The following is a 25,758-nucleotide window of genomic DNA, read 5'->3' as shown; positions in this document are numbered from 1 at the left end:
CCGGCAAGGCGCGCCTGGAATTCGCGAAATGTAAGGTCGCTGAGCGATTAGGCAGAGCGATTCCGGGCCGCTGGTGGGCCATGGAATCGGGAAGTCGAGGCGAACTTCCTGAACAGCTCCGTCACGGTGCTACAGAACGAAATGATCAACATGCCGTGCTCCTTCAGGACAACCGTGCCTTGCACTTTCGAAGCGATGGCAAGCTTCAGACGGGCGCCCTTGAAGATGACTAAAGTTCCATAGCCATACGATGTCAATATTACGACGTAAAAAAAGTCTATTGGTATTTGGTGCCACAACTTACTGTTCTTTAAAGAGTTATAGAAATTCAGAAGAACAGCTAGAGCGAAATGTTATTTCAAACTGTATCGCTAGAGAAACAAACGCCACCTACGCTGCTGCATGTGAACATAAAAATTTATGGAACTTTTTCAAGAACGCTATCGCTTGTGTCCACGAGAAGCATTCGCAACTACATCTATGGTTAGCGACGACATTTGCTGCTGCTTTTTTGCCGCAAGCACAACCGACTTTTTCGGTGAGGGTCTTTCAAATGCACAAACTCTCGAGTACCCGATCCGAACTGGCTGAAGCTATTTTTCGCCTGCGTCGCAGTTTTTATTCGCTGGCAGGGTTCAGCGGCATCATCAACGTCATGATGTTGACGCCTGCCGTGTACATGCTTCAGGTGTATGACCGGGCCTTGGTGAGTCGCAACGTCACGACATTGACGATGTTGACCTTGCTGGTGATAGGGCTGTTCTTGCTGATGTCCACGCTGGAGATGGTCCGCACACGCGTGTTGATCCGGGTCGGCAACTGCCTGGACATGGACCTCAACCGACGCATCTTCACGGCTGCGTTCGAGCGCAACCTGAGCCGTGCCGGAGGCAATCCGGCCCAGGCCCTGCAAGATCTCGCGCAAGTTCGTCAGTTCCTCGCCGGCAATTCCCTGTTCGCTTTTTTCGATGCGCCCTGGACGCCGATGTACCTGCTGGTCGCCTATCTGATCCACCCGCTGCTCGGACTGGTCACCCTGATCGGCTCGCTGATCCTGGTGTTTCTGGCCTACCTCACCGAAAAGGCGACGCAAAAGCCGCTGGCTGAAGCCAATCAGGCCGCCCTCTCCTCAGCCTGCTACGCCAACAACAATCTGCGCAACGCCGAGGTCATCGAGGCCATGGGCATGCTGCCGTCGATTGGCAAGCGCTGGTACCAAAGCCATTTGCGCATCCTGGAAATGCAGACCCTGGCCTCCGACCGTGCCGCACTGATCAGCAGCACCGGGCGCTTCGTGCGTATCACGTTGCAGTCGCTGATCCTCGGCGCCGGCGCACTGCTGGCGATCGAAGGCAAGATCACCCCCGGGATGATGATTGCTTGCTCGATCCTCACCGGTCGGGCGCTGGCCCCGGTGGAACAAGTCATCGCGTCGTGGAAGCAACTGCTCGGTTGCCGTTCGGCCTGGGGCCGGCTCAACGAGATGCTTGAAGACTATCCGCGCCGGCCACCCAGCATGTCGCTGCAGCGGCCGCTTGGCATGCTGGCGGTGGAGAATGTGTATGCCGGCGCCCCGGGCACCGGCAACACGATTCTGCGCGGGGTGAGCTTCAACATCTCGCCCGGCGAAAGTCTTGGCATTATCGGCCCATCCGCCTCGGGCAAATCCACCCTCGCCCGCCTGCTGGTCGGCGTCTGGCCAGCGCAGGCCGGCAAGGTGCGCCTGGACGGCGCGGACATCTTCACCTGGAACAAGGGCGAACTTGGCCCCTGGCTCGGTTACCTGCCACAGGATGTGGAGCTGTTCGAGGGCACCATCGCCGATAACATCGCGCGCTTTGGCGAAGTGGACAGCGACGCGGTCATCCGCGCTGCAAGAGCGACGGGAGTGCACGAGATGATCCTGCGTTTTGCGCAAGGTTATGAGACCCGTCTGGGCACCGACGGCAGCCCGCTTTCCGGTGGCCAGAAGCAACGCATCGCCTTGGCCCGCGCGCTGTATGGAGAGCCCAATCTGATTGTGCTGGATGAGCCGAACGCCAACCTCGACGACGTCGGTGAAAAGGCCCTGGTCGATGCGCTGGCCCAACTCAAGGGCCGTGGCGCCACCGTCATCCTGATTTCCCACCGCCCCAACGTGCTTTGCGCCGTCGACAAGGTGCTGATGCTGCGCGACGGCGGCGTTCAGATGCTGGGCACACGTGAAGAAGTATTCGCAGCGCTGCGCAAGACCCATGTGATGCCTGCAGGCGCATCGACTCCGCTGGCCTCCGTCAAAGCACGGGAGTGACCGATCATGCAAATGACCCAACACATCGAAATGATTCACACCGACCCCAGAAACGTGGTGGATCTGGACGTCGGCAAACCCATGCGCAGAGGCATGTGGCTGGTACTCGCCGGCTTCGGCGGCTTCCTCCTGTGGTCCTGGCTGGCGCCGCTGGATGCCGGCGTGGTAGCGACAGGCACGGTGAAAGTCACCAGCAACCGCAAGGCCGTGCAGCATCTGAGCGGCGGCACGGTGGAGGCCATTTTTGTACGCGAAGGCGATACCGTGAAAAAAGGCCAGGAGCTGGTCCGCCTCGACTCGCTGCGTGCCGTTGCCGAACTGGGTGCGATCAGCGCTCAGTACATCGTCAGCAAGACGGTGGAAAACCGCCTGGAAGCGGAACGCGACGGCCGCAACGTGGTGAACTACGATCCCGAATTGCTCAAGCATTTCGGCAACGACCACCGCCTGGTCGCCGCCATGGATCTGCAACAACGTTTGCTCGATACCCGGCGCGCCGGCCTCGCTGGCGAAATCAGCATTCTGCAGGAAAACCTCGCAGCGTCGGCGGTGCAGCTCAAGGGTCTGCAGCAGGTCTATGGCGCCCGCGCCTCGCAGATCAACTTCCTCAGCCAGGAACTGCAAGGCACCCGCATGCTGGCAGCCGAAGGCTATGTGCCGCGCAACCGGCTGCTTGAGCTGGAACGCAGCAATGCCGACCTCTCCGCAGGCCAGGCCGAAAACCTCAATAACATCGCTCGCATACGCAGCCAGGCCACCGAAATAAAACTGCGCATCCTGCAGCGCCAGCATGATTACCAGAAGGAAGTCGAATCGCAGCTCACCGACACCGCCAAGGAAAACACCACCCTGGCCGACCGCTTGCGTGCGCTGGATTATGAAGTGACCCACACGGTGATTCGCTCGCCCATCGATGGCATGGTCCAGTCCCTGAGCATTGCGACCATCGGCGGGATCATTCAGCCCGGTTTCAAGATCATGGAAATCGTACCGGACAACGAACCGCTGCAGGTCGACGCGATGATTCCCGTACAGGCCATCGACAAGATGGTCCCCGGCCTGGCCGTGGACATTTCCTTCCCTGCCTTCAACCATGCCCGGACGCCCAACATTCCAGGCCGCGTGAAGACCATTTCCGCCGACCGCCTGCTCGATGAGGAAAGCAAGCAACCGTTCTATCTGGCCCAGGTAGAAGTCACGCCCGACGGCATGAGCCTGCTTGGCAGCAACCACATTCGTCCCGGCATGCCCGCCAGCGTCACCATCAAGACCGGCGAGCGCAACTTGATGAGCTATCTCCTCAAACCCATGCTCGAGCGAGTCGACAGCTCGTTCAAGGAGCAATGAAATGGACCGTCATTGCCTGATCTTCTGCCTGCTGGGGCTGTCCTTCCCGGCCAGCGCCATGGACCTCAAACAAGCCTGGGACCTGCTGCAATACCAAGGCCCCGTCTACCGCGCCGCCGTGCATGAAAAAGAGGCCGGCCTGGAAAATCGCGCCATTGGCCAGGCTGGCCTGCTACCGCAGATCAGCGCCTCGGCCTACGACAACAAGGTCAATGGCACCCAGCGCCAGAACGGCATCGAAAGGGATCTGGACTACGACTCCAAGGGCGCGAATGTGCGCTTGCGCCAGCCGCTGTTCAACAAACAGAAAATGGCCGAGTACCGCCAAGGTAAACAGCGTGCCGACTACAGCGTCGCAGTGTTCGATGCCAAGAGTCAGGACGCCGCGGTGCGCCTGGCCGAAAGCTATTTCGACGTACTCCTGGCCAGCGAAACCATCGTCCTCGCCAAGTCCAAACTGAGCGCCTTCGATGAACAACTCGCCTCGGCGAAACGGCGCATGGAACTGGGGGCCGGTACTGTCACCGACATCGACGAATCGGTCGCTCGCCGCGACCTCGCCGAAGCCGAGCTGATCGAAGCTCAGGACAACCTGATCAATGCGCGTCGCAAGCTTGAGGAACACATCGGAGAAACACCCGAATCGCTGACCACCTTGCGTCCGGGCTTCGACACCCCACCGCTGCTACCGAGCAACCTGCAGGACTGGCTGATCAAGGCTCAGACCGATAGCCCGCTGATCCATGCGCGCCGCCATAGCAGCGACCTCGCTGAAGAAGAAGTGAAGCGCGCCAAGGCGGGACACTGGCCGACACTGGATTTCGTTGCCGGCTACACGGCAGGCGACAGCCAATCAATCTCCGAACTCAATCAACGCAACCGCTACGGCTCAATCGGACTGGAAGTCAATATCCCGCTGTACAACGGTGGCGGCACCAGCGCACTGACACGCCAAGCCAGCGCCAATAGTTACAAGGCCCTGGACGAACTCGACGCCACGCGACAAGAAGTCATCTCCGGAACCACCCGCGAGTATGCCGGCATCCACAGCGGCGCCAAACGTATTCATGCGCTGGAGCGGGCCGTGGAGTCCAACGAACGCTCACTGACGTCGACACGCAAGGGTTTCAAGGAAGGCGGCACCAGCACCAATTCGGACGTCCTCAATGCTCAGGAGCTGCTCTTCGTTGCGCAACACGATCTGTTCGAGGCCAAGTTGCGCTACTTGATGTCGCGTCTGCGCCTGGCCTCTTCGGTGGGCAGTCTGGGCGACGACGATATCGACCAGATCAACAACTACCTTGGCCCGGAACTGCTGGTCACGAACTGACATTCGCCTGTCGACCGGTCGAGCCAAATGAGGGCCGACCGGCGCCCCCACTTTTGGGTAACTTTGATTCATCAAATCCCGCCGCTCATCACCCTCCCCCCTAAACCACTCTCTACGTTCTGGCACTGATGAAATAGCACTCACAGTGGTTGAAAGGCTGATTTTTTACTGTCGAAAACGGGCAATTACCCTTCCCACAAACGGGGCACTACACCCACCACAAATGGGGAGTTTCAACCGTATTTGAGGAACCTCACCCACCCTATATTTCGATCACTTGTCACACTCATAGCCGCCGGTCAATGAAACTGAACTTTTCCGTCTCGCTGCTGTAATGGCTCGTTTGTTGCTCCACCCCTTGTACCCGCATTAGCTGTCGCCCCGAACATGGAGACGGCGGGGCATCACGCGAGGGGTGAAAAATGAAACGCGCAAAAACACCATGCACTTCAATCGTCTTGTTGCGCAGGTCCAGCCTGCCCTATGCGATGCTCCTTACGCTCAACACCGCCAATGCCGTGCCGCTCGACGATGTCAGCCAGCCGCCCCCGACGGACCCCTCGGCGTATACCAACCCGCCCGCCGACCCTGCGGCAGCGCTGGAAGCCTTGAAAACAATGCCGCCGACCAACCAGGGCGCGATTGCCCTGCCCAACGGCGCATTCGGTGACCGCAACACCCCACGCGCGGACAACGCGCTGCCGCCGGCCCTGCAAACCTCGTTCAAAATTCCCACCAACGGCAAACCCAGCCCGTTGTTCGGGGCGCAGCCCTACACCCAGCAACTGTTGCTGATGGAGGAGTTCGGCACGGAAAAACTCGACCCGACCCTGCCCGCACCGACACTGACCTTCCCTGTGCCCCTTGCCGGCCCGGCACCACAGCAGGACCCGGACAGCATCGCTCGCAGCGGCCCGTCGAGTGCGGCACTGGAAGCTTTCATGCGCCAGCCCGGGCTGTATCCGTTTCCAGCGCAATTCTCCAACGTGCTGGATCGCAACCCCTGGAAATCGCAGATTGAAGCCTTCCTCAACCGCCACCCGGTAGGTTCGCCGGCCGAAGGTCGTCCGCCAGGAAAAGGCTGGTCGCATCAGCGCTGGAACGAGTTCTACCCGCAGGTTGCCTTCAAAACCGTGCAAGCCGGTGCCAAACTCAACGGTGGCATGCGCGACCGCCGACAAATGCACAACTACGCCGTCGGTGAGTTCGGGCCTGGCGGGCTCTACTACCAGACCTCGGACATCCCGACCACCACGGGCACCACCAAAGGCATCGACACCCGTTTTCACCCCAAAATGCCGATTCAGAACCACAAGGCGCTATGGACCTTCGACGGCACCTTTCCAACAAAACTGCTGATGGTGCGCTATGGCCAACCGGTGTTGATGCGTCACTACAACGCGCTGCCGATCGACCCTTCCGCCAACATGGGTTTCGGCCTGCACACCCTCAGCACCCACGAACACAACGGCCACAACCCGGCCGAAAGCGACGGCTATACCAACGCGTTTTTCTTTCCGGGGCAGTACTACGACTATCGCTGGCCAATGCAACTGGCCGGCTACGACACCATCAACACCAAGGCTGAAGATCCTCGCGCGGCGTTCCCCTGCGCGCCGGGCGAAACCCTGTTCGTCAACGACGCCACCCCGGGCCTGAAGACCTGCAACAACGGCACCATCAAGATTCGAGGCGACTGGCGCGAGACCATGAGCACTCACTGGTTCCACGACCACATGCTCGATTTCACCGCGCAGAACGTCTACAAGGGCAACGCGGTGATGATGAATTACTACAGCGCCCTCGATCGCGGCAACGAGGCGGTCGAGGACGGCGTCAACCTGCGCCTGCCCAGCGGTTCGGCGCTGCCCTGGGGCAACCGCGACTATGACGTCAACATCATGGTGGCCGACAAGGCTTGGGATAAGAACGGCCAACTGTGGTTCAACCCGTTCAACACCGACGGCTTTCTCGGTGATCAGATCCTGGTCAACTGGCAGTATCAGCCGCGCCTGAACGTGCGTGCTCGCAGCTATCGTTTCCGCATCCTCAACGGCTCGGTGTCGCGCTACTTCAGGATCGCGCTGGTGCGTGAAATCGCCGGCACCGGCGGCGAATTCCCCGGACCGGCAGGCTCCGGCGTGTCTTATGCGCGCGTGCCCTTCCACATGATCGGCAACGACGGAAACCTCATGGAACACGCCGTGCCGTTCGACGGCAGCATGGACCTGGACGGCGACGGCGACCTGCAGGACCACAACGCTATCCTGCCGACCCAAGGCATTGCCGAGCGTTACGACATCATCGTCAACTTCGCGAAAAACGGGATCAAGACTGGCGACAAACTGTACTTCGTCAATCTGATGGTGCACCAGGGCGGGAGGGGGCCGGAGATGGATCCGATAAGCCTGGCCGACGTACTGTCCGGGAAGTACAAAGCGGTGCTCAAGCTGGGGAGCAAAGGACTGGAATGGGACAACGGCGACCCGGTGGTGGGCAAATTCATGCAAATGGTGGTGCAGCCTTACAGCGGCACGGATGTGAGCATGAACCCTGCCGAATACGAGCCGGCCAAACCGGGCAAGGTGGCGGGTAAAATCATGATTCCGCTGACCCTCAACCGTGACGATCCGACGGTGCAGGCCAAACTCAAACTGGCGCGGCATCGCGAGTTCATCTTCGGTCGCTCCGATGGCACCGACGAAGCACCCTGGACCATCAAGACCGACGGCGGTTTTGGCTATCAGATGGACTCACGGCGAATCAGCGCCGCTCCGCAACTGGCCAACGGTCCGACGGATGCCGGGTACTCCGGCGACGGCACCCTCGAGGTGTGGAAAATCAGGAACGGCGGCAACGGCTGGAACCACCCGGTGCACGTGCACTTCGAAGAAGGCATCGTCCTCAACCGCGACGGCAAGGCGCCGCCGGAATGGGAAAAATGGGCGCGCAAGGACGTCTATCGCATTGGCGAGGGCATCGACAGTTCAGTGGATGTCGAAATGGCGATCCGCTTCCGCGAGTTCGCCGGGACCTACATGGAGCACTGCCACAACACCCAGCATGAGGACACTTCGATGCTGCTGCGCTGGGATATCGAAAGGCCCGGCCAGTTCCAGTTGATGCCAACACCCCTGCCCGGCTGGGACGGCGTCACCTATGTGAACTCGGCGGCGTTGCCGACCTTCCGCACGGGCGAAGGCGAAAACAAAAAACCGGTCGCCAAACCCGACAGCGCCACCAACAGAGACGGCAAACCGCTGACCATCAATATCCTGGCCAACGACTCCGACCCTGACGGTAATGTGCCACTTAAAGTGGTGGGTCTGACGCAACCGAGCGCCGGCAAGGGCACGGTCACAGTCAGCACCGACGGCCTACGTGTGATCTACACGCCACCGTCCACAATCGCTGCGTCGTTCGTCGCCAGCTTTACCTATCAAGCCAGCGATACCAAGGGCGCGCTATCGACACCGGCGACGGTGACCGTGGCGGTCTCGGCACCCCGGTAACACGCTGACATGACCGCAACGCCGCAGCCCTGCTCAGGAATTGCCTGAAGGGCTGTTCGCGGCGTGGCAGGTTGTGTTCCTGAACGGAAATCTCAATCGCTCGATAGCTGCCTTTCATGGGGCAGCTATCGATTCTTGCCATTCGCGATCGGCAGCATTCAGTCCGGAATTTCAAGAACGGTCAGCTCAGGCTTATCGTTCATCACCGGGACGAAAATTCGGAGAGCGCCTCCTGAACCAACTTGAAAATGCTTCCCCCACGTCAGAGGAAACATCCCCTTAAACGGGCTTTATTTACCCCAACTTTATAGCGAAAGAGGCCCATAAAATGGGTTACAACGGCAGAACTTATAAGCTTTTAAAATTTGGCATAGAGCTTGCTGAATGTTAACCAAGCACATTAATCAAGAACGTCAAGTTGATTGAGCCGGGTCAGCGGTACTCCCAAGCCACCTGCATTCAATGGTTAATAAAATGCTAAGCCCCAAGTCCGCCGCTCATAGTACTTTGCTACTTTATGGAGTGACCATCATGCCCCATGAGTCGATAACGCTTACGTCTTTGCTCATACTTCTCATTTTTACTCTTGGGGTAGGCTGGAATCTCATCATTTTTTTATTCGATTAGGAATAAGCGGTAAGTACTGAACCCTTCCGACTGCCTTGATGCCCTCTATGGCCGTTTGCTTCCCATCGTGGAAGACAGCAATCGGGCAGAAGCGGACGCTCGTTCAGTTAATTCCAAACACCCATCGATAGTGCGCCGCAGTACATGGCGGTGGTGCACACGATAACTTGGGCAATCATGAAACCGAAGCCGGCTCCCAGAAACGCAACGCCCGCGACTATCCATGGCAAGCTCGTATTTACACGGAACCTCAACAACCAAGCCGAAACACTTGTGCCGACGACCATCCCTGGGACAGAAAATAAATGACCCAACCCAACGAGACCGCCATCACGACCCGCGCTGGATACGATCGCCATGTAGACCAGAAGAGTGACAACCGCTGCGGCTGTTGTTCCAGTTAGAAACAGGGCCCGAGAACGTAGAATCAAGCCTGGAAGCAACATTACCACTGGCATTCCAATGAGATACCAGAAGCCTAAGTAGAGCGTGCTGCCAGCACTGTATGCGTAAACGAGAACGAGAGTGATCAGAACCATTGAACAGACTAGATCATCCCTAAATCCCATTTTCATTCCCTTGCCTCGCTTTCAGCGTCGTTATTGTTGAAATAGATTAGCTGACGGCGAGGTCTTCGTTCCGTTGCCCGCTATGGGTCGATGACGCCTGTCGTCACCGGCAGCAATGGGTCGATTTCAGCCCTTACCCAAAGGGCTGATTTGGGTTGTCTTCTGCCGGTCATTACCAGGGGACGTGCTGGACAACGGGATGATGACCTGAAGGCAGAGCGTGGCTGCGAAGCTGTCGAGTTTTGGCTTTTGCGCAGTGACATCCGGGTAGCCGATCTGCTACCTATCTGCAAGTTGGACTTGATCTCTACCACTTGATTTTGCACTGTACATCGCGGTATCGGCACGCCGAATGAAGGCGTCGAACGATTCTGATGGAATCCACGTTGCAACGCCGAAGCTACAAGTCGCCTGTCCAATATCATCAAATGGTTCGGTGCTTATTAGAGCTCGAAGTTTTTCTGCCAGCAGCCTTGTATCGTTCAGTTCGCTATCCGGGCAGATCAATGCAAACTCTTCTCCGCCTGTTCTGCACAGCAGATCGGTTTTGCGTGTTGCCGAACGTATTCGTGCGCACAACGACTTCAGAACGTTATCACCACACTGATGGCCCCAGCGGTCGTTGATGTGTTTGAAGTGATCGACATCAAACATGATCAGCGACAGAGGGCGGTATTGCACGTTAGCCTCGATGAGCAGGCGCTCCATCAACTCTTCGAAGTATCGACGGTTATAGACTCCGGTCAGGTGATCGGTAATGTTCAACAAACGCAAATCTTGCGTGCGTTCATCAACCAGCGAGAGCGCGCGGGCGCGCTGCGTAATCAGCAAGTACACCATCAAGGTCAGCAGCAGTGTCAACCCTGCTCCGAACACGATAATCAGGCCGATGGACAGTGCGTAGCTGTTGGCGACCAGAAATGTTGAGCTGGGTCTAAACTGGATCAAGTAATTTTGGTCGGCTACTTTCAGCAACCGCTGCGTGTGCAGCGCTGAAGGGGCAGCAGGGGCCAAGCTCTGATAAATGTTTTCCGCTTGATGCTGCGTGCCGATCAATGAAAGCGTCACGTTCAGTCGTTGCAGACTTGGTAATGGAATGCCTTGTTCCATCAAAGAAGCCAAGCGTACGCTGGAGACAACGAACCCCTGCAAATTATCACCGTTCAATGGAACCTCAGGGGACTCGTGGAATACAGGAGCAACAAAGAAAACCCCCGACTGCCCATTGGTCATTTTCAACGGTTCCGACACAACTATTTGACGTGTTTCTCGTGCCTTGCTCATCAAGGCTTGGCGACCCGGGCGAGCCATAACATCCATGCCGGGTATGATCTTTACGTCATCGCGCTTCAATAAGTAGAGCAATATCCAGTGTTCCGGCCGGCTGGCGAGGGGGACTCTTTCGCCGGTGACGGGATTAATTTCATGATATGAAAAATCACTGGTGCCGTTGAGAAGCGCCTTGGCGCGAAATGCTTGTAGATCCTTCTCTAAAATCTTTGGCACCCAGCTATAGGCTTCGTCCTCTCCAACCAGTGGCGTAACGAATCCCAGAAACTCCTTTTCAGTGACATCGTCGGCGTTGATAAAGAAACGCCTCACAACGTCTAATTTCAAGACCTGAGTATTAAAGCGCCGTTGCAGGCGACTAAATCTTTCGTCGACCTCAAGTTGAAAAGCAACGCTAACGGTACGCTGCTCTGACCCTAAGAACAGAATCAGCACCAGGAACGTGACGGCCACCCCAGCCAGGCACACCAAACCGCAAAGAGTCACGTCTGATGCTTTGAGTACGCTCTGACGAGTAGACATCATTTTGTGTTCCTTGCTCATCGCCAAAAACAGTGTGCAGTGACCTGGAGTACTTTTGGAGTATCGGCACGCTTGTCGTTATCTTTATGAATCAGGCGGTAGAGAAAGGGGCTTATATGAACGATTCCAACCAGTTAACGGCTCAAATCTCGAGCGGTCGTGGCAAATGGGATTGCGAACAGTTATAGGCACGTTCGCCGCCCCTGCGCAGTCTTCGGGCCGATGGGTTACGTCAGCCAATCGCCATCTGCACGTTGTAACCGACGACTCCCGTACCGCGCAGGATCGCGGGATGGTAAGCAGGTCGGCCAGTATCGGCTGGAATGACACCTTCAAAACCCAGATGCATTAGGTCGAGTTCGTCGACGAAGACGTCGACTACGCGCACCGGATTGGTATCGCTCACGTGGTCGTCGAGGCTCTCGGGAAGTAAGGTACTTTGACTCGATGTTCACCTTGAATGAAGCGTTTCACTGGCTTCCCCTGTAAATGAATGAGACAGCCCTTCATTCATATTTGAGATGGATGTCTGAGTTCGACGGTGAAGCCAAACTGGGAACCACATATCAGGCTCTCTATACTGGCCTCCCAGGATGGTAGTTGGAGCGCCAAATATGCCCGTCACACCCAATCAAAATTCCCCAATCATTTTGGTCCTAGCTCAACAAAGCGACTTGGATAATCTTGTAGCCATTCGAATTGAGGCCATGCGCGAAAGTCTGGAGCGTGTTGGGCGATTTGATCCAGTGCGCGCGCGCGAGCGGTTTCTTAGCGGTTTTGAAGCTCGCAACACACGCTATATCGAGGTATCTGGAGAGAGGGTTGGTTTTGTAGTGGTCAAGCATCACCACAATGAACTCTTGCTCGACCACTTGTATGTTAGACCGACCGCGCAAGGATCAGGTGTAGGGTCTGCTGTTCTCACTCAGATTTTCAAAGAGGCGGATGCGGCTGCGCTCCCTATTAAAGTTGGTGCACTCAAAGAAAGCGCTTCGAATCGCTTTTATACCCGCCATGGCTTCCAATTCATCGAAAGCAGTGAATTCGACAATTATTATGTTCGTCAGAGTGTTCCGGCGATCGGCCCGGCTTGCTAGCTGGATGTGATGCACCTCGACGTACGTTTTTACACACTCTGGGCCGAAAGGGACCGCTCATGAACGACCTCTTTCGGCCAAGAGCGGTCAGTCATGGACGGTTGCTTTCGGTAATTTTTTGACAGATTACTCTCACCCTCTATAGTCAGTCCGCGACCTGCGGGAAGGAATCCCAAGCCGTCAGAATGAGCATGGAGCTAGGCCGGTTCGTATCTTTTAACGTGGGTTCCTTCACTAGTGAGTACGCAGGTCACAACGTGGCGAACGTTGTTGCATCCCCGCAATTGGCAGGGAAATCACTTTTGAAAAAGGAGCTTCACAATGTCTCAATCCGATACCTGGTCCGGCACAGTCGATGCAAAGCTGGAGAGCGGCAAAAAGACAGGTTTCAAGGTTAAGAAGGGAGACGTAATTACGATCATCGCCTCGGGGTGGGTAGAGCGTGGCTCAGGAAGGGCCTACGGTCCTCAAGGGGATGAGAGTCTCGTTGGTTCGTACAAGCCTGCCGGGTTGGTCTATCCGGACGGACTTGTCGGTGCACTGCTGATGAAGATCGGCGATGACTATCTCACTCCGGTCAATACCGGCGTGTTCCGCTGGACAGTACCGACCGACGGAGAACTCACCTTTCTCATCAATGATTTGGCTGGAGATTACGGGAACAACAGCGGCTCATTCAACGTCAGCGTAGAGAAGAAAACGCTCACCACTGAGCCGACAGCTGATGTGCTCAAATACGGCGACAAAGTCCGCTTTCTAAACGGTTATGCCAATTGGAACGGCGGCTATCTCTCTGTCTATGACAGCTCCAAAGAGGTGGGCGCCAAGTATGATGTTGTGTCCGTTCTCTCACCAGAAAAAGAAGGCCCCATCGACACCTGGTTGGTCGGATCCGCAACGGGCAAGCCAGACGGTGACAGGGTGCGCTCTGGCGATACCATCAGGCTATTGAATCTGTACGGAGACGGCCCGGGATACAGCGACAAAAACGGTGGCGGCTATCTCGATACGAACAATCACGCCACTTCACCAGAGCTTTACAATGTCTCCACAGCGGAAAAGGCGAACCGCGGCGTTGAAAAAACCGGTCATAAAACTCTCGATTGGGTCGTAATGTACGGTGCTGTCGGCTCACAGATCTATATCGGAGACCCGATCAGCCTCCGGAACGAATACAACAATTCTCAAGGTGGATATCTAGATACCTGTAATCATTTCGCCGGAAGAAAGACCATTGGTTATCACGTCTATACAAACCGCTCGCCGAACAGGGCCGGCGTCGGCACCGGAAGCTGGAAGGTACTGCGGGCCATAACATCTGGCCCGACAGCTCGATAGGCGGTGGTCTAGTCTCCACAAAACGTTTATTACCATCCACAACTGATTCAAGCGACCCCTTGGTGACAAGGGGTCAACCAACTTCGGGCCGCTACTAATCATCGAATTCGTGGAGATCAGACCGCACCGCACGCCGAGCGCGCCCTCGCCTCCATAGAAGCAAAACCTGATGCGCCCCCCAACTCCACTCATCAGCCGCCAACAAGCCCAAGTTGCTGCTGCATGACGGAAGCCGCGTTGTAGCAATTAAACGAGATGACCTTGCCACCCTCCAGGTGAAAAACGTCACAGCACGGAACATCGATTGTCTTGCCCGTTGGAGCGACAGGCCCTGAGGGAAGTGTCAGCTCTCCTTTATGCGTGCCCCGAATGGCGAGTTCGACGACTACGACATTCTCCGCGACGTAGATGTTGAATAGCTCGCGGTGAACATCAGGGAATGCACTTGCGAAGGCGTCGATAGCGTCGCCAATCGCCTGCCCGCGCAACGTCATGCCGGTAGGAATGTCGCGCATGTATCCTTCTTTCGAGAAGAAGGAGACGAACTTCGCGATGTCTTTTCCGCTTCCCTCCCCGGCGGCGTACAGTTCTGTGACGATTTGTTTATTGTTAAACATCATCAATCCTCCACGTAGTGGTTACAGACTAAGTTGGCGCTGTAGCCGCTGTTCAACGGCTGGCGTTCGCCTCGGAAGCGCGGGCCAGTGCTTGCGTATCGATATATTCCCGGATGTGCGTCAGCTTTCCATTGCGCACGGTAATGGCGAAGACCCAGTCGTCCTCCCATGTCTTGTTCGTCGCTTTAATTTTCCCGCTGGCGAAACCGAGGACCAAGACTCGGTCGCCCTGAGCTACGAATTCGCGGGGCTCCAGGAGTGATGTTTCCATCGTTTCGGATTGGGTCTTGAACAAATTCGCCAATCCGGCGTGCCCGCGGTGTGTGCCGGCCAGCGGCCATTTCTCGCCGGGAATGACCCACTCGATATCTTCGGCAAACAACGCCAGCAAACCTTGCCCGTCGCCGCGGCCGATGGCTGCAAACGCATCCTTCACAATCTGGACATTCTCTTGCTCGTTCATCGAAATCTCTCCGTTTCTCTGACGTCTGATCACGACGTCATGGACCTGAGGGGTGTCGGCGATTCAGCCGATATCGACGTTCAAGGCGATGTCCCAACTGCCGGCACCGTTTTTCGCCAGGCCGATCATCATCAGGCCGAGCGCCTCGAGCGTCTGGGCCATGTGCAGGCCGCCGACATCCAGCGGGCGCAGCCCGATATTCTCGATGAACGTCGAAACGCGCGCCTTGGCATCGGGATCGTCGGCGGCAATGAATGCGTCGAGGCGCCCGCCCTTGGCTAGAACGTGGCCGAAGAGCGTGTTGAGCGCCTTCACGACATGCGCGCCGGCGGGGGCGATTTTGGCGATTTCCTGTGCACCCGAACTTCCGGCCGGAGAGACGAGGCCCGTGAGGTCCGGGGAGGCTGTGTTGGTGATGTCGATGATCACTTTGCCGTCGAGCGCGTCCCCGTAGTCGGCCACCACCGATGCAGCACCGGTGTACGGCACGGCGAGGATGACGATGTCGCCTTCCGGCGCGGCCCCGTAGATTCCAGTGGTCGCGCCAGCGGCGAGTTTGTCGGCCAGCGCCTGCGCCTTGGCCGGGTCGCGGCTGATCACCTCAACGGTATGTCCGGCTTTGGCGGTACGACCGGCAATCGCCGCGGCCATGCCGCCCGAGCCGATAATGCTGATAGTGCTCATGGGTATTTTCCTCGTGAAATTGTTGTCCGCCGGGCCAGTGGCGACCCGGTTGCCTGCTCGACTCGAATCAGTCGGCAGGGAAGTAATGACCGTTATCCAGGTCCTCGAGCAGGCCGGGCTGAGCAGGCTTCCATCCGAGGGTCTGGCGGGTGATGAGGTTGGACGCCGGCAGGTCCAGCGTGACCATATTCGCGAGGAACCCGAAGTACCCCGGCAGCATCAGTACGTCCGCGGGAATGCTCACGGCCGGCATGCCCAGACGGCTGCCAATGGCCTCGGCGATCTCGCGGAAGCGGATGCCCTCGCCTTCAATCCCGTGCCAGGACTTGCCAGCGGGACCTTTCTCCAGCGCGAGGCGGAACAACGAGGCGAGGTCGCGGGCGTGCACGGCCGGCCACAGGTTCGCGCCATCTGCGGGGTAGCCGATGACGCCCTTCTCCTTCGCGAGCCCGATCAGCAGCGTGAGGAAGCCGGCATCGGTCGTGCTGTGCGCGATCGGAGGAATACGCACGACCGACGACCGCACGCCCTGCTCCGCGAGGCCGATCACCGTGGTTTCCACGACGTTACGCACCCGCAAGGTGCCTTTGTACTGGTCGCCGCCGGGAAGAGCCGGGTCCTCCTCGGTGGCTGGCCGGCCGAGGTTTTCCCACCCCGGCGAGCCAATGCTCCCGGACACGACCAGCGGCTTTCCGGTGCCGGCGAGTGCCTCGCCGTACGCGAGCATGATCTGGCGCTCCGCGACCGCCACGGCGTGAATGCCGCCGGAGGGAAGCAGGTCTTGCCGGTGCGCGACGTGGATCACGCCGTCTGATTCCGACGCTGCCGACTTGAGCACGTCGAGGTCGGAAATGTCTCCGCGACGCACCTTGGCGCCGAGTGCGGACAGCGCCGCCGCGGACTCGTCGGACCGGGCCAGGCCGGTGACTTCGTGGCCGGCGGCGATAAGGTCGGGGATGATGTACGAACCGATATGGCCGGTTCCGCCAGTGACTAAAACGTGCATGTTAAGGCTCCATGTGCGGGATGTGATGCGAGAAAGAGTGATGCGGGAACGCTCAGCCGGGATGGCTGACGTCGATTGAGAATGTAAAACCATGCTGGTCTCTTCACTTGCAAAAAGCAAGCAATCAGTCAAATTTTACTTGCAGCATGCAAGCGATGCTAAGATCCCGCCATGAAGAAAACTCTTAAAGAAGACATTCGATCCCATTGCGCGGTGAACTACGGCGTGGAGATCTTCGGCGACCGCTGGTCGCTCTTGATCATTCGCGACATCGTTTTTGTTGGAAAGAAAACCTATGGCGATTTCCTGAAATCGGAAGAGGGAATCGCGACCAATGTTCTGGCTTCCCGACTGGCCTTTCTTGAGGAGCAAGGCGTTCTCTCGAAGGCGCCCAACCCCGACGACAAGCGCAAGGATTTCTACACGCTGACCGAGAAGGGCCTGGACCTTATTCCTGTTGTGATCAGCATCGTGCTGTGGAGCGCGAAGCATGATTCGAAGTCGTACGTGCGGCGCCAAGAGGATTTGATTGCTCGATTGAGCCAAAACCCCATGCAGGCGAGCGAAGAAGTGAAGGCGCTGGTCCGCAGTGGCGGGTGCATCTTTCCTGAGAACGGGGAATGAACAACGCGGCAACCGCGCCCTGCCCCACCCATCGCTTCAAAGCCCCCTTCCCCATCCGTCTTCTACACTGACCAAGCCCGCGCGTGCCCCTTGGCGCACGACTGCGGGCTCACTGCCTTTTGCATGCCCCACACCCACCAAAACGCGAGGGGACACACGCCATGAACTCAATTACGACCAAAGACGGCACGCAGATTTTCTACAAGGACTGGGGGCCGAAAGACGCGACGCCCATTGTGTTTCACCACGGCTGGCCGTTGAGCGCGGATGACTGGGACAACCAGATGATGTTCTTCCTGCTCAAAGGCTTCCGGGTGATCGCCCACGACCGTCGCGGGCACGGACGCTCGACCCAGACCTGGGAAGGCAATGAAATGGACACCTACACCGCCGATGTCATCGAGCTGACCGATGCGCTCGACCTCAAGGGTGCGATCCATGTCGGTCACTCGACCGGTGGCGGTGAAGTCGCACGCTACGCAGCCCGAGCCAAACCGGGACGGGTGGCCAAGGCTGTGCTGATCAGCGCGGTTCCGCCGATCATGGTCAAGTCAGAAAAGAACCCCGGCGGGTTACCCCTGGAAGTGTTCGACGGGTTCCGTGCGGCATTGGTCGCCAGTCGTGCGCAGTTTTACGTGGACGTGCCGGCGGGGCCTTTCTATGGATTCAATCGGCCTGGCGCCAAGGTCTCGCAAGGCGTCATCGATAATTGGTGGCGGCAAGGCATGATGGGCGGTGCGAAAGCGCATTACGATTGCATCAAGGCGTTTTCCGAGACCGACTTCACCGAAGACCTGAAGGCGATTCAGGTGCCGACACTGGTCATGCACGGAGAGGATGACCAGATCGTGCCGTTCGCCGACTCGGCGCCGTTGTCGGCCAAACTGCTGAAGCAGCCGACACTCAAGACCTACCCCGGCTTCCCGCACGGGATGCCGACGACGAATGCGGATCAGATCAACGCCGATCTGCTGGCGTTTATTCGCGGCTGAAGATAAGGGGACAGATTTATTTTCGAAGGAAATAGATCTGCCCCTTTTTGCTTTGAACGGTGAGAGAACGGTTGGCGTCCTCTCATCCCGCCTCGCGCGCTACGTCGGATTTGCTGTTTCAGTGCGCCCCTTATCGTCAGGACGGATCTTGAACCAGATGGAGTACATCGCCGGCAGGAACACCAGCGTCATGATGGTGCCAACGAACGTGCCTCCAATAAGGGTGTAGGCCAGCGTCCCCCAAAAGACCGAGTGTGTCAGCGGAATGAACGCCAGGATCGCGGCGAGTGCTGTCAACAGTACCGGGCGGGCACGTTGTACCGTGGCTTCGACCACTGCGTGAAACGGGTCCAGCCCTTCTTGCGCGTTGTGATGGATTTGCCCAATCAGAATCAGCGTATTGCGCATCAAAATACCCGAAAGAGCGATCAGACCAACCAGCGCGTTAATACCAAACGGCTGCTGGAAGATCAGCAGTGTCGGCACCACGCCAATCAACCCCAGAGGTGAAGTGAGGAACACCATGATCATTGCCGAGATCGAACGAACCTGCAGGATGATGACCAGCAGCGTCATGGCAATCATGATCGGGAACAACGGCAACATTGCTTTACCGGCCTTGCCCGACTCCTCGATTGCACCCGCCTGCTCAATCCGGTAGCCGCCAGGCAGCTTGTCGATGACTGGCTGCAACTCTTTCATGATCACACTCGAGACGTCCGGTGGCTGCAAACCTTCGGCAATGTCACCGCGCACGGTGATGGTCGGTGTGCGGTCACGACGGCGCAGAATCGGATCTTCCATGCGCACATCGACCGCGCCCACCTGAGACAACGGAATCCGCTGACCCGCCGTACCGACCAGCGTAAAGCCTTCTATCTTGGCGGGGTCGAGCCGGATATCACCCGCTGCGCGACCCACCACCTGGACCGAGCGAATGTCCTCACGAACCGCAGTGATCGGCACTCCGGCCAGCAGGAACTGCAATTGCTGCGCGACTGAGTTTGACGTCAACCCCACCGCTTCCAGGCGATCCTGATCCAACGCGAAATGCAGCGTCGGCGTCAGCGGTCCCCAATCGGTGTTGACGGTTCTCATCATCGGGCTCGACTGCAACACGTCCTGTACCTGGCCCGCAATCTCGCGCAACGTTGACGGATCCGGCCCCATTACCCGATAGGCAACAGGGAATGGCGAATACGGACCAAACACAAGCTGAGTCACCCTGACCCGCGCTTCCGGGGCAATTCCCTCAGCAACTGCCTCGCGGATACGAAACTTGAGGGCCTCACGCGCCTCCTGGCTGTCTGTCAGCACCACAATCTTGGCGAAAGACGGATCAGGGAGTTCCGGCGCCATCGCCAGATAGAAACGCGGCGCGCCTTGCCCGATATAAGCGGTGACGATTTTTGCCTCCCCCTGCTGTTGCAACCAGGCCTCTATCTTGCCGGTGGTGGCGCTGGTCTGCTCAATGGAGGTGCCATAAGGCATTTGCACTTCAATCAATACTTCTGGACGGTCCGAGGTCGGGAAGAACTGTTTCTTGACCAGGCTCATGCCGAGGATCGCCACAACAAACGAAGCGATAACAGTGCCAGCCACCAGCCATTTGCGAGCGATGACCCGCGTCAAAATCCGGCGGAAACGGTTGTAGTGAGGCGTGTTGTAAATAGCCGCGTGACCACCCTCGACCTTCTTGATGTCCGGCAACATCTTCACGCCCAGGTACGGGGTAAAAGCGACCGCAACCACCCAGGAGGCAATCAGGGCAATGCCCACGATCCAGAACATGTTGCTGGTGTACTCGCCGGCAGTCGACTGCGCGAAGCCGTTGGGCATGAAGCCGATAGCGGTCACCAGCGTACCGGAGAGCATCGGCGCGGCGGTATGACTCCAGGCGTACGCGGAAGCTTTGATGCGGTCGTAGCCCTCCTCCATTTTCACCACCATCATTTCGATAGCAATGATGGCGTCGTCCACCAGCAGTCCGAGCGCCAGAATCAACGAGCCGAGGGTAATACGGTCAAAGTTCTTTCCTGTGGCCGCCATCACCACAAACACCACCGCCAACGTCAACGGCACAGCCGCAGCGACCACTACGCCGACACGCCAGCCCATGCTGAGAAAGCACACAAGCATCACCACCAGCAGCGCGACGAAGAATTTGACCATGAACTCGCCGACGGCCGAACTGATATTCACCGATTGATCGGTGACCTTGGAGAGCGTCATACCCAACGGCATGCCTTGATTTATCTTGACCGTCTCCGCGTCCAGCGCCTTGCCCAGGTCGAGACCGTTCCAGCCCTCGCGCATCACGATCCCCAGCAACAAGGCCTCTTCACCGTTATTGCGCACAAGAAAGGTTGCGGGATCTTCATAACCACGTTCAATCGTCGCCACGTCAGAGAGTTTGAGCGTGCGCCCCTGAACGGCAATAGGCGTGTCACGAATCTTCTGCACCTTATCGAAGGCACCATCCAGCCGCAGGAAGACCTGAGGCCCATTGGTTTCGATGGAACCGGCGGGCGTGAGCACGTTTTGATTGTTCAGCGCGGCAAAGATGTCCTGTGGAGAAATGCCCAAGGTGGCCAGCCGATCATGCGAAAAGGAAACAAAGATACGTTCGGGCTGCTCCCCGATAATGTTGACCTTCTTTACGCCTGGCACATGTAACAATTGTTGGCGCAACGACTCCGCATCACGCACCAACAGTCGCTGAGGCTCGCCTTTGGCTTTCAGGGCAAACAGCGCAAAGGTCACGTCCGAAAACTCGTCGTTGACCATTGGCCCGATGACTCCCGCTGGCAGCTTGCGTGCCTCATCGTCGAGCTTTTTACGCGCCTGATAGAACTCCTCCTGCACTTGCGAGGGCGGCGTGCTATCGAGCAGTGACACCATCGTGAAGGCGAGGCCAGGACGGGTGTAGGTTTCCGAGCGGTCGTACCACTTCAGTTCTTGCAGGCGTTTTTCGAGTGGCTCTGCGACCTGATCCTGCATCTCCTGCGCCGTGGCGCCCGGCCAGGCAGTAATGACTGTTAACTGCTTGACCGTAAACGGAGGATCTTCCGCACGGCCCAGTTGAAAGAACGACAAGATGCCCGCGACGGCAATCAGGAAAATCAGAAACACCGTGATGGAGCGTTCACGAACGGCGATCGCAGAAAGATTGAAGCGACCTTCGCTCATGGACGACCCCCGGCAACTTTGGCGTCATCCTGTTGAGGCAATCTCACCTCTTCACCCTCGCGCAACAGGTGCGCACCTAACGCCACGATCTGCTCGCCGACCTTGAGATCGCCTGCGACTCGCGCCGAGTCGTCGCTCAAGCCCAAGACTTGAACAGGTCGCCAGGCCACCTTCGCCGGTGCGCCGACGATGACCCACACGCCAGTGCCTTTGCCCGGATCATAAACGGCAGCAATCGGCACTTGCATCGAATTCCCCTGCGCGGCGCCTTCAGCGATCCGAAGCGTGACCGTCGAACCTATCGGTGCATTGGCCAGCGCCCCCTCAAGCACGTACCGCGCCTCAAAGGTGCGGGTCATACGGTCGGCCGAGTCGGACAGCAGCCTCAGTTTCGCTGTAACTGCGCCCGTCGTGTTGCCATAAAGCGTCGCCTGCGCGGTGGATCCTGCTGCGGGACGCAACGTTTCTGGCAGGTGCACGATGGCTTCGCGCTGACCTGCCCGCGCCAGTCGGACCACGGGCTGCCCCGGGCTGACGACTTGCCCCGGTTCGGCGAGCGTCTCCACCACAACGCCGTCGGAATCGGCAAACAACACCGCGTAACCAGAAGCATTGCGGGCGACATCAGCCTGCGCTTCAGCGGCGCTGAGCTGCGCCTTCGCGGTATCCGCTGCGGCTTTGATCTGGTCGTAGGCCGATGCAGAAATAGCGCCTGCGGCGACCAGGTTGCGATATCGGGCCTCGTCATCGGCTGTCTGCTTGGCTCGGGCCCGAGCGGCTATGACTGACTCTTGCTGTGCACGCGCCTGCAATCCCAGGTCGATGGGGTCGAGGCGCATAAGTGGCTGACCACGTTTAACGGTTTGACCGGTATCAACCAGACGCTCAAGCACCTTGCCTGATACCCGAAAACCCAGGTCGCCCTGGACGCGAGCAGCCACGACTCCCGTGAAAGAACGCGAGGCGTCGGAGGAACCCTGGACCGCTACGGACCTGACCAGAGGAGCATGCGTGCGCGGATCTTCAACGGTGGATGAGTCGCCACACGCTGTCAGGACGAGAGGCAACAAGCAAGCGGCAATGGGGATAGGTCGAAGCCTGCGCATAGGTTCCCTTACTTAAAATAGGACGAGCGTCATATTCTCAGCTTGGTGACCATACGTGTCAATGGTCACGATACATGAAAAAAACAGCCTCCCACGTGATATTAAAACCTCACACAGCACTGTAAATATCAGGATTTATCTCAAATTACGTTAATTGACAGAATGTGACTGCTGAGTAATATGGTCACAAACATTCTCTTACTGAAGGAATCCCGATGCCTCCCCTCCGTCCAATTGCTCTTTTGGTCAGCGCCGGCTTGATGGCAGGTTGCGCGGTCGGTCCGGATTACCATCGTCCAGACGCTCCGCTGTCGGATCGTTACTTGGGTCAGCCTTCTGTCGAACAGCGGCCCGGCGCGACGCCAACCAGCCTTGTCGCCTGGTGGGAAGGCTTTGGTGATCCCGTGCTGACCGACTTCATCTCCAAGGCACTTGAGCAGAATCTGGACCTGGCACAGGCGTCGGCGCGAGTTACTCAGGCGCGGGCCGGACTCGGCGCTACCAATGCCGCGTTACTGCCCTCGGGGAATATCAGCGGCCAGGCCGCGCGCTCCTACCAGTCAATCGAGACGCCACTCGGCCAGGTGTTGAATTCAACACCAGGCTATGACCGGTACGGAAGTTCCTATGAGGTCAACCTCGATGCCAGCTGGGAGGCAGATGTCTTTGGCGGCCTGCGCCGTGGACGCGAGGCCGCTCTGGCCGAGTATCAGGCATCCCGAGCAGGCGTCGCGGCCACACGATTGGCCGTCGCAGCGCAGACCGCCGATATCTACATCACTGTCCGCGGATTGCAGGCTCGGCTGGACATAGCGAATCGACAAGTCAAAACGCAGCAGGAGCTACTGGAGAAAGTCCAATTGCTTTACAGCAAGGGGCTCGCCGCCAACTATCAGGTTCGTCAGACCGAGGGGACCTTGGCGCAGGTCCAAGCGACAGTACCGGCCCTGCAGACCGGTCTGGATGCGGCGATGAATGCACTGGATGTCATGCTCGGCACGCCGCCAGGCACCCACCGCACGCAACTTGCAATGGCGGCGAGCATCCCTGTGGCGCCGCCGTTAAAGGCGATGGGAACGCCGGCTGATTTGCTGCGCCGCAGACCGGACCTGATGGTGGCTGAGCGCCGTCTTGCGGCCTCAAACGCACGCATCGGGGAGGCGATTGCCGAGTACTACCCGAAGTTCTCCCTTAGCGCATTGCTGGGCAGTGCCACCGCTGTATCCGCAGGCAATCTTTTTACCGGCGGCGCCAGCCAATCGGCGGGCGTACTGGGACTGCGCTGGAGGCTCTTCGACTTCGGTCGCATAAACGCCCAGATCGACCAGGCCAAGGGACAGGAAGCCGAAACCCTGGCTGCTTACCGTCAATCTGTTCTGCGTGCTACCGAGGATGTCGAGAACGCACTCTCCTCACTGGTGAATCGCGAATCTCAAGCAACCACTCTCGCCGGGGGAGAGGCGTCCCTGACACAAGCTCGACAATCGTCGTTCATCGCCTATGAGAAAGGCACGGCCAGCCTGATCGATGTCCTGCACGCTGACGAGACGCTGCTGCAGGCTTCCGATGCGCGGGCACAAGCACGAACGGAATCTGCACGAGCGGCGGTAGCGGCATTCAAATCACTCGGAGGTGGCTGGCAACCTTGGGATGTCGCAGTAACAAGTCGATGAAGCTTGAGGGGGAAAGACCCGAGATTTGCTCTTAAAGGTCGGGAGGCAACGCGTGCTCCCGACCGGGCGTCTATCGTGCAACAGCACTCAATTAGAAGCGGTAACTCACAGAAGTCCCAAGCCCGCTCGCACTGTTTTTATATTTGGCACTGTATGCACCTCTGGTCGCCGAGGTGTCGTTGATCTGAACGCTCTCCTCCCACAGGTAGGAATAAGCGACATCTATCGTGACATTGTCCGCCGGCGTCCAGCCCGCACCGAAGCTGACAACCTTGCGGTCGCCCGTGGGAATACGTGGTCCCCGATTGGTGTTATTGGTCGGCGACTGGTCAACTGAAAAGCCTGCGCGAAGTACCCATTGGTTGTTCAGTTGATACGCCGTCCCGATAGCGTGAGCCCACGTATCGTGCCAATTCTGCTCTTCGGTAATGGTGCCCAACGCGCCGCTCAACACAGGGGGCAAACCAGTGTTTTCGATGGTTAACTCCTTGAAGCGACTCCAGCGAGTCCAGGTGCTCCCCAAGTAGACGGTCCAGTCGTTGTTGAGCTGATGAGTCACCGAGAAATCCACGGACTCTGGGGTATCCACATCCAGCGAAGAGTCATAACTGCGGCCACTGACCCCCAAAACGCTGAAGATGCCGTCAGTGACCTTGGTCTTGGCATCCAGTTTATAACTGACCTTGGAATGGTAGGTCATGCCCAAACGGGTTCGGTCTGTCGCCTGCACCAGAATGCCGGCGTTGAAACCGAGGGCCGTGTCGTCACCCGTGCTTTTGAGTTTTCCGTCATTGCGACCAGGGCTAAGTGGATTGGGCACCATCCCGGATAGCTCACCGCTGATTCGGTTGATGGTCGGACCGAACCCGATCGAAACTCTGTCGTTGAAGGCATAGCTGATGGTGGCTGGAACGTAAGGGTCGTGACCTCGCTTTTGTTGGCGTAGTAACGCCCGGCGAAACCGCTGCCATAGTCTGTGATCAGACCAAAAGGTACATAAAACCCTACACCGAACGCCCAATGCTCATCGATGGGTTTGACGTAGTAACCCATCGGCACGGTGGTGGTTGGCACCATGTCGCCGTCTTCCTGGCCGCCGAATGTACTCCGGGTGTGGCTGATGCCGGACTTGGCAAAAAGCGTCGCAGCTCCCACGCTGATCTGCTCTCTTTTCAAACGAGACATTCCCGCAGGGTTACCGAATACCGTGCTCGCATCTTCAGCAGAGGAGGAGCGACCGGCAAACCCCGAACCCATCCCGCTGATGCTCTGTTCATTCAGAGCAAAGCCGCTTGCAAGAACGTTTGAGGATGCGAGCACGACAGCAAGGCCAAGTGGACTCTTGAGCACTGTTTTTTTCATTGTTTGAACTCTATGGGATCACTGAGATGACGCAGTAGATGCGACGGACCACCATATTTATTCATGTGACCAATTCAGTCAATGGTCACAATACAGATAAACAAATGCCCTTCGCCGGAG

17 protein-coding genes and 2 pseudogenes are annotated in these 25,758 nt (G+C 57.8%); 9 read left to right on the top strand and 10 right to left on the bottom strand.

All coding sequences use genetic code 11. The features are described 5' to 3' along the window. Positions 1–553: 553 nt before the first annotated feature. The 4 genes from ACIOYV_RS15285 (at position 554) to ACIOYV_RS15270 (ending at position 8,479) form a co-directional block, all read left to right on the top strand. Positions 554–2,290: a type I secretion system permease/ATPase gene (locus tag ACIOYV_RS15285; RefSeq protein WP_401324721.1), complete on the top strand. Its 1,737-nt coding sequence runs from the start codon at positions 554–556 to the stop codon at positions 2,288–2,290. 6 nt (positions 2,291–2,296) lie between these two features. Continuing rightward, positions 2,297–3,637 carry an HlyD family type I secretion periplasmic adaptor subunit gene (locus tag ACIOYV_RS15280; protein WP_163909523.1) on the top strand — a complete coding sequence of 447 codons (1,341 nt, stop codon included), beginning with the start codon at positions 2,297–2,299 and terminating at the stop codon, positions 3,635–3,637. 1 nt (position 3,638) lies between these two features. Then, positions 3,639–4,967 (top strand): TolC family outer membrane protein, encoded by a 1,329-nt coding sequence (locus tag ACIOYV_RS15275; RefSeq protein WP_401324719.1) that lies wholly within the window; start codon positions 3,639–3,641, stop codon positions 4,965–4,967. 488 nt (positions 4,968–5,455) lie between these two features. Then, on the top strand, positions 5,456–8,479 hold the full coding sequence (locus tag ACIOYV_RS15270; RefSeq protein ID WP_401324783.1) for an Ig-like domain-containing protein: 3,024 nt from the start codon (positions 5,456–5,458) through the stop codon (positions 8,477–8,479). Positions 8,480–9,213: 734 nt separating this feature from the next. Here the strand turns inward: ACIOYV_RS15270 and ACIOYV_RS15265 are convergent. From ACIOYV_RS15265 to ACIOYV_RS15255, 3 genes and pseudogenes are all read right to left on the bottom strand, one after another. After that, on the bottom strand, positions 9,214–9,681 hold the full coding sequence (locus tag ACIOYV_RS15265) for a hypothetical protein (RefSeq protein ID WP_401324718.1): 468 nt from the start codon (positions 9,679–9,681) through the stop codon (positions 9,214–9,216). 273 nt (positions 9,682–9,954) lie between these two features. Further along, complete coding sequence (locus ACIOYV_RS15260) at positions 9,955–11,490, bottom strand: diguanylate cyclase (RefSeq protein ID WP_401324717.1); 1,536 nt, start codon at positions 11,488–11,490, stop codon at positions 9,955–9,957. A gap of 253 nt (positions 11,491–11,743) precedes the next feature. Continuing rightward, positions 11,744–11,961 (bottom strand): annotated as a pseudogene (locus tag ACIOYV_RS15255) (transposase); the annotation flags it as partial. Between the two features lie 140 nt (positions 11,962–12,101). Between ACIOYV_RS15255 and ACIOYV_RS15250 the strand changes: the two are divergent. Both ACIOYV_RS15250 and ACIOYV_RS15245 read left to right on the top strand, forming a co-directional pair. Further along, entirely contained in the window at positions 12,102–12,584 is a 483-nt protein-coding gene (locus ACIOYV_RS15250; protein WP_401324716.1) for a GNAT family N-acetyltransferase, read from the top strand. Between the two features lie 321 nt (positions 12,585–12,905). Next, positions 12,906–13,922, top strand: a complete 1,017-nt coding sequence (locus ACIOYV_RS15245; protein ID WP_401324714.1) for a LecA/PA-IL family lectin — start codon at positions 12,906–12,908, stop codon at positions 13,920–13,922. Between the two features lie 191 nt (positions 13,923–14,113). On the opposite strand, the gene ACIOYV_RS15240 is transcribed toward ACIOYV_RS15245, so the two are convergent. The 4 genes from ACIOYV_RS15240 to ACIOYV_RS15225 form a co-directional block, all read right to left on the bottom strand. Further along, positions 14,114–14,542, bottom strand: coding sequence for an ester cyclase (locus ACIOYV_RS15240; protein WP_401324712.1), 429 nt, complete (start codon positions 14,540–14,542; stop codon positions 14,114–14,116). A gap of 49 nt (positions 14,543–14,591) precedes the next feature. Next, positions 14,592–15,002, bottom strand: a complete 411-nt coding sequence (locus tag ACIOYV_RS15235; protein ID WP_401324710.1) for a nuclear transport factor 2 family protein — start codon at positions 15,000–15,002, stop codon at positions 14,592–14,594. A 63-nt stretch (positions 15,003–15,065) separates the two neighbouring features. After that, positions 15,066–15,686: an NADPH-dependent F420 reductase gene (locus ACIOYV_RS15230; RefSeq protein ID WP_401324708.1), complete on the bottom strand. Its 621-nt coding sequence runs from the start codon at positions 15,684–15,686 to the stop codon at positions 15,066–15,068. Between the two features lie 67 nt (positions 15,687–15,753). Then, complete coding sequence (locus tag ACIOYV_RS15225; RefSeq protein WP_401324706.1) at positions 15,754–16,692, bottom strand: SDR family oxidoreductase; 939 nt, start codon at positions 16,690–16,692, stop codon at positions 15,754–15,756. Between the two features lie 171 nt (positions 16,693–16,863). Here ACIOYV_RS15225 and ACIOYV_RS15220 point away from each other — a divergent pair, with 171 nt between their 5' ends. Together ACIOYV_RS15220 and ACIOYV_RS15215 are read left to right on the top strand one after the other, a co-directional pair. Beyond that, positions 16,864–17,316: a winged helix-turn-helix transcriptional regulator gene (locus ACIOYV_RS15220; protein ID WP_401324704.1), complete on the top strand. Its 453-nt coding sequence runs from the start codon at positions 16,864–16,866 to the stop codon at positions 17,314–17,316. A 161-nt stretch (positions 17,317–17,477) separates the two neighbouring features. Beyond that, positions 17,478–18,308 carry an alpha/beta fold hydrolase gene (locus tag ACIOYV_RS15215; RefSeq protein WP_401324703.1) on the top strand — a complete coding sequence of 277 codons (831 nt, stop codon included), beginning with the start codon at positions 17,478–17,480 and terminating at the stop codon, positions 18,306–18,308. Positions 18,309–18,407: 99 nt separating this feature from the next. On the opposite strand, the gene ACIOYV_RS15210 is transcribed toward ACIOYV_RS15215, so the two are convergent. Next, positions 18,408–21,497, bottom strand: a complete 3,090-nt coding sequence (locus tag ACIOYV_RS15210; RefSeq protein ID WP_401324701.1) for an efflux RND transporter permease subunit — start codon at positions 21,495–21,497, stop codon at positions 18,408–18,410. Next, on the bottom strand, positions 21,494–22,603 hold the full coding sequence (locus ACIOYV_RS15205; RefSeq protein WP_401324700.1) for an efflux RND transporter periplasmic adaptor subunit: 1,110 nt from the start codon (positions 22,601–22,603) through the stop codon (positions 21,494–21,496). The genes ACIOYV_RS15210 and ACIOYV_RS15205 overlap by 4 nt, the downstream gene beginning before the upstream one ends. Before the next feature lie 215 nt (positions 22,604–22,818). Here ACIOYV_RS15205 and ACIOYV_RS15200 point away from each other — a divergent pair, with 215 nt between their 5' ends. After that, positions 22,819–24,276 (top strand): efflux transporter outer membrane subunit, encoded by a 1,458-nt coding sequence (locus ACIOYV_RS15200; RefSeq protein ID WP_401324698.1) that lies wholly within the window; start codon positions 22,819–22,821, stop codon positions 24,274–24,276. A gap of 91 nt (positions 24,277–24,367) precedes the next feature. On the opposite strand, the pseudogene ACIOYV_RS15195 reads toward ACIOYV_RS15200, so the two are convergent. After that, positions 24,368–25,638, bottom strand: a pseudogene (locus tag ACIOYV_RS15195) (OmpP1/FadL family transporter). Between the last annotated feature and the right edge of the window lie 120 nt (positions 25,639–25,758).

It is taken from the genome of Pseudomonas sp. NPDC087342 (assembly GCF_044744265.1).
GTDB lineage: Bacteria > Pseudomonadota > Gammaproteobacteria > Pseudomonadales > Pseudomonadaceae > Aquipseudomonas > Aquipseudomonas nunensis.
This window is presented reverse-complemented; position numbering and strand designations above follow the sequence as displayed.